Origin of the sequence: Tenacibaculum geojense (assembly GCF_042676005.1) — a bacterium.
In the GTDB taxonomy this organism is placed as follows: domain Bacteria; phylum Bacteroidota; class Bacteroidia; order Flavobacteriales; family Flavobacteriaceae; genus Polaribacter; species Polaribacter geojense.
Genome location: NZ_JBHTJR010000057.1, coordinates 1 through 15391 on the forward strand (window position 1 = coordinate 1; position 15391 = coordinate 15391).

The 15391-nt window shown below is 31.2% G+C and carries 10 protein-coding genes; 9 read left to right on the forward strand and 1 reads right to left on the reverse strand.

The features are described 5' to 3' along the window. The first annotated feature begins 403 nt into the window (after positions 1-403). From ACFQ1U_RS12865 to ACFQ1U_RS12895, 7 genes are all read left to right on the forward strand, one after another. Complete coding sequence (locus ACFQ1U_RS12865; protein ID WP_386109035.1) at positions 404-1807, forward strand: glycogen synthase; 1404 nt, start codon at positions 404-406, stop codon at positions 1805-1807. Continuing rightward, positions 1804-3078 (forward strand): glucose-1-phosphate adenylyltransferase, encoded by a 1275-nt coding sequence (locus ACFQ1U_RS12870; protein WP_386109037.1) that lies wholly within the window; start codon positions 1804-1806, stop codon positions 3076-3078. Before ACFQ1U_RS12865 ends, ACFQ1U_RS12870 begins: the two co-directional genes overlap by 4 nt. Before the next feature lie 4 nt (positions 3079-3082). Then, on the forward strand, positions 3083-4999 hold the full coding sequence (gene glgB, locus ACFQ1U_RS12875; RefSeq protein ID WP_386109039.1) for a 1,4-alpha-glucan branching protein GlgB: 1917 nt from the start codon (positions 3083-3085) through the stop codon (positions 4997-4999). Positions 5000-5027: 28 nt separating this feature from the next. Then, a complete protein-coding gene (locus tag ACFQ1U_RS12880) occupies positions 5028-7430 on the forward strand; it encodes a glycoside hydrolase family 31 protein (protein ID WP_386109041.1) in 2403 nt (800 codons plus the stop codon). Positions 7431-7501: 71 nt separating this feature from the next. Next, complete coding sequence (gene pta, locus ACFQ1U_RS12885) at positions 7502-9598, forward strand: phosphate acetyltransferase (RefSeq protein ID WP_386109043.1); 2097 nt, start codon at positions 7502-7504, stop codon at positions 9596-9598. 11 nt (positions 9599-9609) lie between these two features. Next, entirely contained in the window at positions 9610-10791 is a 1182-nt protein-coding gene (locus tag ACFQ1U_RS12890) for an acetate/propionate family kinase (RefSeq protein WP_386109045.1), read from the forward strand. Positions 10792-10906: 115 nt separating this feature from the next. Further along, the gene (locus ACFQ1U_RS12895; RefSeq protein ID WP_386109047.1) at positions 10907-11578 is read left to right on the forward strand and encodes a tRNA pseudouridine(38-40) synthase TruA; all 672 of its coding nucleotides are present in this window, start codon (positions 10907-10909) and stop codon (positions 11576-11578) included. A gap of 122 nt (positions 11579-11700) precedes the next feature. Here the strand turns inward: ACFQ1U_RS12895 and ACFQ1U_RS12900 are convergent, their stop codons facing one another. Further along, positions 11701-12843, reverse strand: a complete 1143-nt coding sequence (locus ACFQ1U_RS12900; RefSeq protein ID WP_386109049.1) for an acyl-CoA dehydrogenase — start codon at positions 12841-12843, stop codon at positions 11701-11703. Positions 12844-12932: 89 nt separating this feature from the next. On the opposite strand from ACFQ1U_RS12900, the gene ACFQ1U_RS12905 reads away from it, so the two are divergent. Both ACFQ1U_RS12905 and ACFQ1U_RS12910 read left to right on the forward strand, forming a co-directional pair. Beyond that, positions 12933-13994 carry an anhydro-N-acetylmuramic acid kinase gene (locus ACFQ1U_RS12905; protein WP_386109051.1) on the forward strand — a complete coding sequence of 354 codons (1062 nt, stop codon included), beginning with the start codon at positions 12933-12935 and terminating at the stop codon, positions 13992-13994. Between the two features lie 155 nt (positions 13995-14149). Continuing rightward, entirely contained in the window at positions 14150-15376 is a 1227-nt protein-coding gene (locus ACFQ1U_RS12910) for a Glu/Leu/Phe/Val dehydrogenase dimerization domain-containing protein (RefSeq protein ID WP_386109053.1), read from the forward strand. Positions 15377-15391: the final 15 nt, after the last annotated feature.

The window sequence follows — 15391 nt, forward strand, 5'->3', positions numbered from 1 at the left end:
TAGCGCCGATGGTACTGCCACTGGTGGGAGAGTAGGTCATCGCCTTTCTTTTTAATCGAAACCTCATACAAAATGTATGAGGTTTTTTTTGTTATTTATTTTTTTACATAAGTACAGCTATTCCCTCCCCTGAATCTTTATAAAGGTCAATACTAAGCTATATTAGTATCATAGACCTAGGTTTACGGATACTACCTATTATCACTGGTTATAAACTAAATGCAAATCACTAACTGGTTATACTTTAATGCTATATGTATTGAGTTTTAGTTATCTTATTAATAATTATTTAGGTTAATTTTTATTATATATTGATTTTACATAGCATTTTTTTAATGTTTTGTACGTAGTTTTTTCATATTCATTTTTTAATTTTAGTACTATGTATTTTAAATTGTTATAAATGAATATCTTACATGCTAGTTTTGAATGTTATCCTGTTGCAAAAGTAGGTGGTTTAGCTGATGTAGTGGGTACGTTACCTTCTTATCAAAATACATTAGAAGTTAATTCAACAGTAATAATGCCATATTATGATAATGGCTTTGATACAGAAATATTTGATATCATTTTTAAAGGTTCTATTAAATTAGATACTAGCATTCATGAATATATAATTTATAGTACTCATATTAATAAGACTAGGATATTATGCTGCTATGTGAAAGGTTTGTTAGATACTTCTAAAGTTTATGGTTATGAGTATGATTTATACCGTTATTTGATTTTTCAGTTAGTTGTTTTAGATTTTATTTTAAATAATAATGATTTTGATGTTATACACTGTCATGATCATCATACTGCATTAATTCCTTTTCTAATTAATAACTCTTATGCATATAGTTCTTTAAATAAGGTATCAACAGTTTTAACGATACACAATGCTCAATATCAAGGTCAGTTTTCTCATGATTTCATTAAACTTTTACCAGAATTTGATTTTACTAAAGTTGGATTGTTAGATTGGTACGGAAATGTTAACCCTTTAGCTGCTGGAATAAAATGCGCAAACGCTGTAACCACTGTTTCTCCATCCTATATGTCTGAATTAATTAATGAAGCAAATGGATTAGAAGGGTTATTACAATCTGAATCATATAAATGTAAGGGAATTTTAAATGGGATTGATGTTGATTTTTGGAATCCATCAACTGACAGTATGATTTTCAAAAACTATAAAGTATCTAATGTCATATCTGGAAAAAAAGGAAATAAAAAAGAAGTTTGTGCTAAATATGGTTTAGATGTAAGTAAACCTTTATTTGGTTTTATTGGTAGGCTAGTAGGAGAGAAGGCAGCAGATCTTTTGCCTGAAGCTATTAGAACTATATTATCTTCTAATTTAAATATTAATTTTCTTGTATTAGGTTCGGGTCAAGAATCAATAGAAAATGATTTGATAGCGCTTAAAAATGAATTCCCTCATAATTTCAATACACATATTGGATATGATGAGAAATTATCTCATTGGGTATATGCAGCTTCTGATTTTTTATTAATGCCTTCAAGAGTGGAACCATGCGGATTAAATCAAATGTATTCATTAAGGTATGGAACAATTCCTATAGTCAGGAGAACAGGAGGATTAAAAGATACAGTTATTGATATTGGTGATGGTGGTTTTGGAATTTGTCACGATAAGGCTTCCGTATGGGATATTGAATACTCTGTTAATAGAGCTTTAGCATTGTATGAGAATAAAGAATTATACAGAAAAATTCAAAAAGAAATAATGAAAATTGATCACTCTTGGACAAAATCTGCTCAAGAATATATTAACCTGTATAAATCTATAACTACATCATGATTAACAAAAAAGTGTTAGCCATTATTTTAGGTGGTGGGCAAGGTACTCGATTATCACCACTAACAGACAAACGTTCTAAACCTGCAGTTTCTATAGCTGGCAAATACAGATTGGTAGATATACCAATATCAAACTGTATTCATTCAGATATTACAAGAATGTTTGTTCTTACCCAATTTAATTCAGCATCATTAAACAGGCACATTAAAAATACTTACACTTTTAATACTTTTAGTGAAGCTTTTGTAGATGTAATGGCTGCTGAGCAAACTCCTGAAAATAAAACTTGGTTTCAGGGTACTGCTGATGCTGTAAGACAATCGATGCACCATATTTTAAACCATGAGTTTGATTATGCTTTGATTCTTTCTGGTGATCAATTATATCAAATGAATTTTAATGAAATGCTAGAGCAGCATATTCATAAACAGGCCGACATATCCATAGCTACCTTACCTGTTGATAAGAAGGATGCAACATCTTTTGGTATTTTAAAAACAGATAATAATAGCTTTATCAATTCATTTATAGAAAAGCCATCATCTTCAGAATTAACAGGATGGGAATCTAAAGTAGATGAAGAAATGAATACCCAAGGAAAAATTTATTTAGCATCTATGGGGATTTATATTTTTAATAGAGCGTTGTTACAGCAAATAATGTCTGACGATAGTACCAATGATTTTGGAAAAGAAATTATACCACAGTCAATTCATGACAATAAAGTATTAGCTTATCAATACAAAGGTTATTGGACAGATATCGGTACTATAGCGTCTTTTTATGATGCGAATATTGGCTTAACAGACGATGTTCCAGAATTTAATTTATTTAATTCATCAACTAATATTTTAACGAGACCCCGAATTTTACCGCCATCAAAACTTAATAATACAATAGTTTCAAAAAGTATGATTGCTGATGGTTGTATAATAAGTGCTAATAAAATAGAAAAATCAGTAATAGGAATTAGATCTAGAATAGGAAATAACTCTCATATTAAAAATACTTATATAATTGGAGCAAATGTTTATCAAGATATTGATGAGATAGAAAATGATAAGCAAAATAATATTCCACCTATCGGAATTGGTGACAATAGTACAGTAGAAAATGCAATTATAGATAAAGATGCCCGAATTGGAAATAATGTAATCATTAAAGGAGGTAATCATTTAAATGATGTTAATGAAGAAGCATATGTAGTAAAAGATGGAATTATTGTTATTAAAAGAAGAGCAATTATTCCTGATGGATTTGTGATTAACTAAGCCTATGCAAAAAGTTATAATACATAGTTTATTTACAGATTTTGATATTAATTTATTTAAAGCAGGAAAGCATTATAAATTGTATGAAAAATTAGGTGCGCATATTATTACCCTTAATGGACAAGAAGGAACTTACTTTGCTGTTTGGGCACCATCTGCTACCAAGGTTTCTGTAATAGGTGATTTTAATTTTTGGAAAGACCACGAGCACTCACTTAATGTTAGATGGGATAGCTCTGGAATTTGGGAAGGTTTTATACCCAATGTAGGTAAAGGAAATTTGTATAAATACAAAATTCACACATCACAAGAAGGTATTGTTACAGAGAAAGCAGATCCTTTTGCAAGAAGATGTGAACACCCTCCAAAAACAGCATCTGTAGTTTGGGAAGATAATTATAAGTGGAGTGATGCTATTTGGATGAAAAGTAGATTTCAAAAAAATCAATTAAACGCACCATTTTCTGTTTATGAAGTGCATTTAGCTTCATGGAAGAAAAAGTTTGATGATCATAATAGATCACTATCCTATATAGAATTAGCAGATGAACTAGTGTCTTATGTAAAAGAAATGCAATTTACACACGTTGAGCTAATGCCTATTATGGAACATCCTTATGATCCGTCTTGGGGCTATCAAATTACAGGATATTTTGCTCCAACATCAAGGTTTGGTTATCCAGAAGATTTTAAATATTTAATAGATGCTTTTCATCAAAATGATATAGGTGTAATTCTAGACTGGGTACCCTCACATTTTCCTAGTGATCACCATGGATTAGCTTTATTTGATGGTTCTCATTTATATGAACATCCAAATCCTAAAAAAGGCTATCATCCAGATTGGAAAAGTTTAATTTTTAATTACGGAAGAAACGAAGTTAAAAGCTTTTTAATTAGTAATGCAATTTATTGGTTAGATCAGTATCATGTAGATGGATTACGAGTAGATGCCGTAGCTTCTATGTTATATTTAGATTATTCTCGAAATGAAAATGAATGGGAGCCTAACATATTTGGTAATAACATTTACTTAGAAGCTAGAGATTTTCTTAAAGAATGTAATGAAGCTATCTACCAAAATTTCCCTGATGTTCAAACCATAGCGGAAGAATCTACAGCTTATCCAAAAGTTTCAAAACCTACATACTTAGACGGTTTAGGTTTTGGTATGAAGTGGATGATGGGGTGGATGCATGACACGCTTCATTATTTTAAAAAAGAACCCATTTATAGAAAACACCATCAAAACGATATTACTTTTAGCTTAAATTATGCATTTACAGAAAACTTCATGCTTCCTTTATCACATGATGAAGTAGTTCATGGTAAAGGAAGTATTGTAGGAAGAATGCCAGGTGATGAATGGCAAAAGTTTGCAAATTTACGGTTACTTTACACTTATATGTTTACCCATCCAGGAACAAAGCTTTTATTTATGGGAGCCGAATTTGGGCAACACGCAGAATGGAATTTCCAACAAAGTTTAGATTGGTATATTTTGCAGTATGATGTACATATTGGAGTTAAAAAATTAGTAAAAGATCTTAATATCTTATACAGAAAGTTTCCTGCTCTTTATCAAAAACAATTTTCAAATGAAGGCTTTGAGTGGATTAGTTATTCAGATACTCAAAATTCAGTAATCAGTTATATCAGAAAAGGAAATAACCATGAAGATAACCTTGTAATAGTAGCTAACATGACACCCATTCCAAGAGAAAATTATACCATTGGATTAATGAATCAAGGTAGCTTACAGCAAATTTTTAATAGCGATTATAAGAAGTATGGAGGTAGTGGAATATCAAACAAAAAAAATATTTCTATAACACAAAAAGCATGGAATGAAAAGCCTTTTTCTGCAACCATTAATTTACCACCGTTAGCAGCGGTGATATTTAAAATAGAAAAGCAATAATACTAGTATAACCTTAAAATGAAGTAGTATGATTATTAATACAGAATTAGAGTACAAAGGAAACTTGTTTCCAGGTAAAGTACGATCGTTTTCTCAAGATGTAGATAAAATATATTTTCATACAGAAAATGGAGTAATACTACAAATAACTATTTTGCGTGGCAGTGTAATAAGATTTAGGTATGCTACCGATAATAATTTTGAGAAAGATTTCTCATATGCTATAAGTAAAGATGGCGCTAGAGGATATAGCATGTTAGAAGTTGAAGAAGAAATTAAATCGTATAAAATTATTACAAGAAGGTTAACCATTCAGGTTGATAAAGCCGATTTAAAAACTACCATTTTTGATAAAGAAGGAAATGTAATTTGTAAAGACGATTGGGGTTTTCATTGGGAGCAAAGTTATGAGTATGGAGGTAACATTGTTAAAATGAGCAAAGCTGCTCCACAAGGAGAATGTTATTATGGTTTAGGTGATAAACCAATGCACTTAAATTTAAAAGGAAAACGTTTAGAAAACTGGGCAACCGATCAGTACGCGTATGGAAAAGATCAAGACCCGCTCTATAAAAGCATCCCTTTTTATATAGGTATGCATGAAGAGAGAGCCTACGGAATATTTTTTGATAATACTTTTAAAACCTATTTTGATTTTTGTCATGAACGAAGAAACGTAACCAGTTTTTGGGCACAAGGAGGAGAAATGAATTATTATTTTTTCTATGGTCCAGATATGCAAGAAGTTGTAACCCGTTATACAGATTTAACAGGTAAGCCAGAACTACCACCATTATGGGCGTTAGGATATCATCAGTGTAAATGGAGTTATTATCCAGAATCAAAAGTAAAAGAAGTAGCCCAAAAATTTAGAGAATTACAAATTCCGTGTGATGCTATTTATTTAGATATTGATTACATGGATGGCTTTCGATGTTTTACTTGGAATAAAGAATATTTCCCTGACCCAAAAAGAATGGTATCAGAATTAGCACAAGACGGATTTAAAACAATTGCTATTATAGATCCTGGAATTAAAATTGATGATAATTACTGGGTATATAAAGAAGCGATGGAAAATGATTATTTCTGTAAACGTGCAGATGGTCCTTATATGCGAGGAAAGGTATGGCCTGGAGAATGTTTTTTTCCAGATTTCACAAATCCAGATGTAAGAGAATGGTGGTCAGGTTTGTTTAAAGAACTTATTGATGAAATAGGGGTAAAAGGTGTTTGGAATGATATGAATGAGCCTGCAGTGATGGAAGTACCAAGCAAAACGTTTCCTAATGATGTAAGACATAATTATGACGGTCATAATTGTAGCCACCGAAAAGCTCATAATATTTATGGAACTCAAATGGCACGTGCCACTTATGAAGGAGTAAAAAAATATGCGTATCCTAAAAGACCATTTATTATAACACGTTCTGCTTATTCAGGAGCTCAACGTTTTAGTTGTTCTTGGACAGGAGATAATATTGCAACTTGGGAGCATTTATGGATAGCAAACATTCAAGCACAACGTATGAGTATGAGTGGTATGTCTTTTATAGGAAGTGATATCGGAGGTTTTGCAGAACATCCTACAGGAGAATTATATGCTAGGTGGATTCAATTAGGTGTATTTCATCCATTTTGTAGAACTCATTCCTCTGGTGACCACGGAAATCAAGAACCATGGACATTTGGTGAAGAAGTAATTAATGTAACTAGAAAATATGTAGAGTTACGTTATCAATTATTACCCTATTTATACACCATGTTTTGGGAATATGCAGCATATGGCGTACCCATGCTAAAATCGTTGGTACTATATGATCAATATGATTTGCAAACACATTATAGAACAGACGAATTTATTTTCGGAAATCAAATTTTGGTATGTCCTGTTCAAGAACCAAACTCAAAAGGGAGAAGAATGTATATACCCAAAGGGCATTGGTACAATTACTGGACAAGAGAATATGTTACAGGAGGTTTAGAAAAATGGGTAGATGCCGATATTGATATCATACCTATGTTTGTAAAAGAAGGCGCAATTATTCCTAAATACCCTGTACAGCAGTATGTAGGTGAAAAAAGAATAGAGCAACTTCAATTAGAAGTTTATTTTAAATTAGGCGCAAAAGAAGTTTCAAAAGTATATGAAGATGCACATGACGGATATGATTATGCTAAAGGAAGATACAGTTTACGTACCTATACTTTTACAGGAAAAGATAATGAGGTTATTTTACAACAGCACAAAGACGGAACATTTGTTACCGAATACAGTAGTATTAAATTAGAATTTGTAGGATTACCATTTACTATTAAAGAAGTTGAAATAGATAACGTAGTGGTAGATTTTAATTCGTTAGAAATTGATTTAGTACAACAAACAATTGTTGTTCCTAAAGATTTTACAGAAATACATATTATTGGATAAATTATAACAATTTTAGGTTTTAATCAGCTGCTATAAGGCTAAAATCAACTAATTTTGACAAAAATTAGAAAATGAATAAAGCAATCTATATAGCAGCTAGTGGTGCAGATTCAGGTAAGTCGATGTTAAGTTTAGGTTTGATGCAATTATTGTTGCGAAACAAACCAAAAGTTGGATATTTTAGACCAATTATTGACAATCCTGTTAACGGTAAAAGAGACAATCATGTAAATACAATTTTAAATTATTTTGATTTAAAATGTAATTATGAAGATACCTATGCCTTTACAAGATCTGAATTAATTGATTTATTAAATAAGAATCAAGAAGATCAAGTAATCGACTTAATACTTGAAAAGTATAAAAAGTTAGAAGAAAAACACGATTTTGTAATTGTTGAAGGAACAGATTTCTCTGATCATGGTGCAATTATAGAAATGGACCTAAATGTATTGATTGCAAAAAATTTAGGTATTCCAGTTATAATAGTTTCTGGAGGTGTAAATAAAACGTTAGAAGATTTTATTCAAGGTTTACGTTTAACATACGATTCTTTTAATAATAAAGAGGTAGAGGTAATAGCTGTTATAGCAAATAAAGTTGAGGAACAAAATGTTCCTGTAATTATAGAAGGGATAGGTGAAAATTTACCGCAATCATTACTAATTAATGCCATTCCAATTAATTCAAAACTTAATAATCCAACCATACAAGAAATAGCTTCAGCACTTGACGCAGAGGTTTTGTTTGGTGAAAAATTTTTAAATGCAACCACAGGAGAAATTAAAGTAGGAGCTATGCAATTAGCTCATTTTTTACCACATTTAACAGATGAGTGTGTTGTAATTACGCCTTCAGATAGGTCAGATATTTTATTAGGAACACTTCAGGCAAATATATCTTCAGAGTATCCAACAATTTCTGGAATTATTTTAACAGGAGATATTACTTTAAGTGAAGCTGTTATTCGATTAATTAAAGGATTAGAAAAAGTTGTTCCGATTTTAAAAGTAAAAGGAGGAACATTCGGAATAGCCTCTAAACTTAGTGCAGTTCGATCTCATATTTATGCAGAAAATAAAAGTAAGATAAAACTATCAATAAACACTTTTGAAAAATATGTTGATATAGATGCTCTTTCTGATAAGTTAATTACCTACAAAGGAAGTAATGTGTTAACTTCAAGAATGTTTCAATATAATTTATTAAAAAAAGCAAAATTATCTAGAAAACATATAGTATTACCAGAAGGAAGTGATGATAGAATTTTAACAGCTGCATCTCAATTACAAAAGTTAGATATTGTTGATTTAACCATATTAGGAAAAATAGATGCAGTAAAAGATGCTATCAAACGTTTAAATCTTTCTTTTGATTTTGAAAAAACACAAATTATAAATCCAAGCACATCCAGTTATTTTGAAGATTTTTCTAATACTTTGTTTGAGTTACGTAAACACAAAGGATTAAGTCCTGCTATGGCAGAAGACTTAATGGCTGATGTTTCTTATTTCGGAACCATGATGGTTTATAAAGGATTAGCAGATGGAATGGTTTCTGGAGCGGCACATACTACGCAGCATACTATTAAACCAGCACTTCAGTTTATAAAAACTAAACCAGGTTTTTCTGTAGTATCGTCTATTTTCTTTATGTGTTTAGAAGATAGAGTATCTGTTTTTGGAGATTGTGCGATTAATCCAAACCCTACTTCAGAAGAGTTAGCAGAAATAGCAATAGCATCTGCAGATTCTAGTATTGCTTTTGGAATAGAACCTAAAATAGCAATGCTTTCTTATTCGTCAGGAAGCTCAGGTAAAGGAGAAGATGTAGATACTGTAAGAAAAGCAACCGAAATAGTAAAGTTGAAAAGACCAGATTTAAAAATAGAAGGACCTATTCAATATGATGCGGCGGTTGATCCAACAGTAGGAAAGAAAAAATTACCAAATTCAGAAGTAGCAGGTCAGGCAAGTGTACTTATTTTTCCAGATTTAAATACAGGAAATAATACATATAAAGCAGTACAAAGAGAAACAGGAGCTTTAGCAATTGGGCCAATGTTACAAGGATTAAAAAAGCCAGTTAATGATTTAAGTAGAGGTTGTACCGTAGATGATATTTACAACACTATTATTTTAACAGCAATTCAAGCTCAAAATCCCTAAAAAAATATACCATGAAAGTACTAGTAATAAACTCAGGTAGTTCATCAATAAAGTACCAATTATTTCAAATGCCAGAAGAACAAGTAGTTTGTGCTGGTTTAATAGAAAGAATTGGTTTAGAAACAGGGGCAATTCATTATCATTCAGATAATGTATCAATAAAAGATGAGCAAGGGGTTGAAAATCATAGAGTAGGTTTAGAAAAGGTCGTTAATTTATTATTAGATGAAAAAAACGGTGTTATAAAATCTACCGATGAAATTGAAATTGTTGGGCATAGAGTTGTTCATGGCGGACGATTTTTTAAACAAACTACAGAAGTTTCTAATGAAGTAAAAACAGCTATAGATCAATTGTTTTCTTTAGCACCACAACACAATCCTGCTAATTTAGAAGGAATAAAAGTTGCTGAAACTATTTTTACAAAGGCAAAACAAGTTGCTGTTTTTGATACAGCTTTTCATCAAACTATACCAGCCAAAGCATATACATATGCAATTCCAACTAAATTTTTAAACAACAATGATATTCGTATGTATGGGTTTCATGGTACAAGTCATAAATACGTGTCGGAAAAAGCAAATGAATATTTAGGAAAACAAAACACAAAGTTAATTACTATTCATTTAGGAAATGGTTGTAGTATAACTGCTGTTGAAAATGGTAAAAGTATAGATCATAGTTTAGGGTTTGGTCCCGTAACAGGTCTAGTTATGGGGACTAGATGTGGTGATATAGATCATACATTAATTTTTTATTTAGTAAATAATTTAGGCTATGATATTGATGAGGTAAATGCGTTATTACAAAAAGAAAGCGGAATGTTAGGGTTAACAGGATTTAGTGATTTGCGTGATATTGAAGCAGAGGCAGCTAAAGGAAATAAAACATGTATGCTTGCTTTAGATATTAATGCCTACCGTGTAAAAAAATATATAGGAAGCTATATTGCTGCAATGAATGGAGTAGATGCTATTGTTTTTACTGCTGGTATTGGTGAAAATTCTTTTTTAATTAGAGAAAAGGTTTGTAGTAATTTATCTTTCATGGGTATTGAGTTAGATACAGAGAAAAATAATATTAGAGCTAAAAGTTTAAAAGAAATTCACACAGAAAACTCTAAGGTTAAAGTTTTAGTAATTCCTACCAATGAAGAGTTAGAAATAGCAAAACAATCATTTTATTTGATTTAAGTAAATGAATTATCAATTTTCCTATTTAATAAATTTTCAATATTTGGGGTTTCGTTTACACGGATGGCAAAAACAACCGAATTTAAAAACAGTTCATTTTTTTGTAGATAAAACCATGAAGTTTGTTTGTAAAGGTATTCGATTTAAAACTGTTGGTGTAGGAAGAACAGACGCTAAAGTATCATCTACCGATTATTATTTTCAGTTATTTATTGATGAAAAGTTAGATGAAGATTTTTTTGTGAAAGATTTTAATATAAATTCTCCTTCAGATATCAGAGTTTTATCAGCCCAAAGAATATCAGATGAAAGCTTTAATATTATTCAGCATCCAAAAACTAAAGAGTACAGATATTATTTTTCTTTTGGTCAAAAAAACCATCCATACTGCGCTGCCATGTTAACAGGATATTTAGATGACTTAGATATTGAAACCATGAAAATCGGCGCTTTGTTATTTGAAGGTTTCCATAATTTTAAAAGGTATTGTACCAAACCATCAGCAGAAACAAAAGTGGAACGCACTATTGAAGTTTGTAAAATTGAGGAAAATACGACTTTAACCGCTTCTTTTTTTCCTAAAAAAAGTTATGTATTAATTATTAAAGGTGAGGGTTTTTTAAGAAACCAAATTCGATTAATAATGGGAGCTTTGGCTGAATTAGGAAAAGGAAATTATGATTTACAGTTTATAAAAGACAGTTTAAACCCAGAAACAGACATTGATTTTCTAAAAACTATTGCGCCTGCCTCTGGCTTACACTTACATAAAGTAGATTTTAAATAGGTGTTTGAAAGCATAAAATACTATTGATATCGTATAAGGTGATACAAATATTAAAAGATCAGTAAATAAAAAACCTGTCATATTATTAATGACAGGTTTTAATTTATGATAAGAATATCAATCTATTCCTTAATTAAACTTCTAGAAATTACAATTTTTTGAATTTCTGAAGTTCCTTCGTAAATCTGAGTAATTTTTGCATCACGCATTAAACGTTCAACATGGTATTCTTTAACAAAACCATTTCCACCATGAATTTGAACAGCTTCAACAGTTTGCTCCATTGCTACTTTAGAAGCATATAATTTAGCCATAGCACCAGATCTGTCATAATTTCTACCAGCATCTTTATCACAAGCAGCTTCCATAACTAAATGACGAGCAGCAGCAATTTCTGTATACATATCCGCTAATTTAAAAGCAATAGCTTGGTGGTTACAAATTTCTGTACCAAAAGCTTTACGTTCTTTAGAGTATTTTAAAGCTAATTCATAAGCACCAGATGCAATACCTAAAGCTTGCGCAGCAATACCAATACGACCACCAGATAATGTTTTCATGGCAAATTTAAAACCAAATCCATCTTCACCAATTCTATTTTCTTTAGGTACTTTAACATCGTTAAATTGAAGTGTGTGCGTATCCGAACCACGAATACCTAATTTATCTTCTTTAGGTCCAATATGGAAACCTTCCATACCTTTTTCAACAATAAAAGCGTTAATTCCTCTATGACCTTTATCTCTGTCAGTTTGAGCAATTACTAAATACACATCAGAACGACCACCGTTTGTAATCCAGTTTTTAGTTCCGTTTAATAAATAATAATCTCCTTTATCTTCAGCAGTAGTTGCTTGAGAAGTTGCATCAGAACCCGCTTCAGGTTCACTTAAACAAAAAGCACCTATTTGTTCACCAGTGGCTAATTTAGTTAAGTATTTTTGTTTTTGCTCTTCTGTACCGTAAGCTTCTAAACCGTAACAAACCAATGAGTTGTTTACAGAAACCATTACAGAAGCAGATGCATCTATTTTAGATAATTCTTCCATAATTAACACGTAAGAAATAGTATCCATACCACTTCCTCCGTATTTTGGATCAACCATGATTCCCATAAAACCTTGTTCTCCCATTTTTCTAACAAGTTCATCAGGAAATTGTTGTTTATCGTCTCTTTCTATAACTCCAGGTAATAACTCTCTTTGAGCAAAATCACGGGCAGCATCACGAATAGCAATTTGTTCCTCTGTAAGATTAAAATCCATTATATTTCGTTGTTAAATTCTTAAAAATTTGAGTTCAAAGATACTTTTTTAATAGCAGATTTTCAATAGAGTTTTACTAATTTTACTAAATGCAAAATGATTGTTTTTATGTTATAGGACTAATGTCTGGTACTTCTTTAGATGGCATTGATTTAGTTTATGTTTCTTTTGATAAAAAAAACTACCAAAATTTTAAGATACTTGCAGCGAAAACGTATGAGTACAATAGTTTTTGGCAATCCAAACTAGCCAATGCAATTAACTCATTACCAGCAGATGTTAAAGTATTAGATGTAAGTTATGGAAGATATTTGGCTGAGGTTATTAATGTATTTACAGATGAATTTTCAATACAAAACTTAGATTTTATAGCTTCACATGGTCATACTGTTTTTCATCAACCAGATAAAGGAATAACTTTACAAATTGGTAACGGACAAACACTGGCCAACATAACCCAACAGCAAGTTATATGTGATTTTAGATCTCAAGATGTTGCTTTGGGCGGACAAGGTGCTCCTTTAGTTCCCATTGGAGATGAGTTGCTTTTTAAAAATTATGATTATTGCATTAATTTAGGTGGATTTGCTAACATATCATATAAATTTAATGATAACCGAGTTGCCTTTGATGTATGTCCGGTGAATATTGTTTTAAATCATTACGCACAAAAACTTGGAAAGCCTTATGATAAAAATGGAGATATTGCTGCTAACAATTCAGTTAATACTTCATTATTAAAAGCATTAAATTCATTACCATTTTATACCAAACTACCTCCAAAATCATTAGGGTTAGAGTGGGTAAAAGAAACGGTTTTTCCGTTAATAAATCGTTTAGAAAGCAGCCCAGAGAAAGTTATAGCTACGTTTTCTCAACATGTTGCTCAACAGTTAGCAACAGTTGTTAGGCCAAAAACATCTATTTTAGTAACAGGAGGGGGCGCATTTAATAGTTATTTAATTCAAGAACTATCCAATAACATTCAAACTAAAATTAACTTACCATCACAGGAATTAATCAATTTTAAAGAAGCTTTAATTTTTGCGTTTTTAGGAGTACTCAGATTTAACAATGAGGTAAATTGTTTGAAATCTGTAACCGGAGCCCAAAAAAATCATTCATCAGGTGAAATTTTTAACGCAGTTTAAGTACAAAAAATACTTTTTTAACTTAAGTTTGTAACTCTTACTAGAATAATATTTTTAATAATTAAATAAAATAATAATGACACAACTTTAGCTTACATGATGTAGATAAATTGGTTTGAAAAAGAGCAACGTAGGTCAATATTATATAAAATATCATGAAAGAATTATTAAAACAATACGAAAACAAACAAGCAGAAATTATATTTAACTGGAAAGACTCTGAAACAGAAGCAGAAGGCTGGACAGTAATAAACTCATTACGAGGAGGAGCCGCTGGTGGTGGAACTCGTATGCGAAAAGGATTAGATGTAAACGAAGTATTATCATTAGCAAAAACAATGGAAGTAAAGTTTACAGTATCAGGTCCTGCAATTGGAGGAGCAAAATCTGGAATAAACTTTGATCCTCAAGATCCACGTAAAAGAGGCGTTTTAGAGCGCTGGTATAAAGCCGTAGCACCGTTGTTAAAAAGTTACTACGGTACAGGTGGTGATTTAAATGTAGATGAAATTCATGAAGTAATTCCTATTACTGAAGACAGTGGTGTTTGGCATCCGCAAGAAGGTGTTTTTAATGGACATTTTAAACCAACAGAAGCTGATAAAATTAATAGAATAGGACAATTACGTCATGGAGTAATTAAGGTAATTGAAAATGAAGATTTCTCACCATCATTAACCAAAAAATACACAGTAGCCGATATGATTACGGGGTATGGTGTTGCAGAAGCAGTTCGTCATTACTACGATATTTATGGAGGTTCTGTAGTAGGTAAAAGAGCCGTTGTTCAAGGTTTTGGGAACGTTGGGTCTGCAGCAGCTTATTATTTAGCTCAAATGGGAGCAAAGGTTGTGGGAATTATCGACAGAGTTGGAGGAGTTATTAATGAAGATGGTTTTTCTTTTGAAGAAATTAAAGAATTGTTTTTACAAAAGGATGGTAACACTTTAGTTTCAGAAAAAATGATTCCTTTTGAAGAAATGAATGAGAAGGTTTGGAATTTATCATGTGAGATATTTGCACCATGTGCGGCATCTCGTTTAATTACGCAAGATCAAATTAATCAAATGATTGGAACTGGTTTAGAGGTAATTTCTTGTGGAGCCAATGTGCCATTTGCGGATAAAGAAATCTTCTTTGGTCCAATTATGGAAGACACAGATAAAAAAGTGAGTTTAATTCCAGACTTTATTTCTAATTGTGGTATGGCAAGAGTTTTTGCATATTTCATGGAAAGAAGAGTTGAAATGACAGACGAGGCTATTTTTGAAGATACCTCAAACACTATAAAAAAAGCATTACAAAATACTTTTGCTAAAAGTGGTTCAAAGACCAGAATTAGTGAAACAGCTTTTGAAATAGCTTTAAAACAATTAATCTAAAATAAACAAACTAAT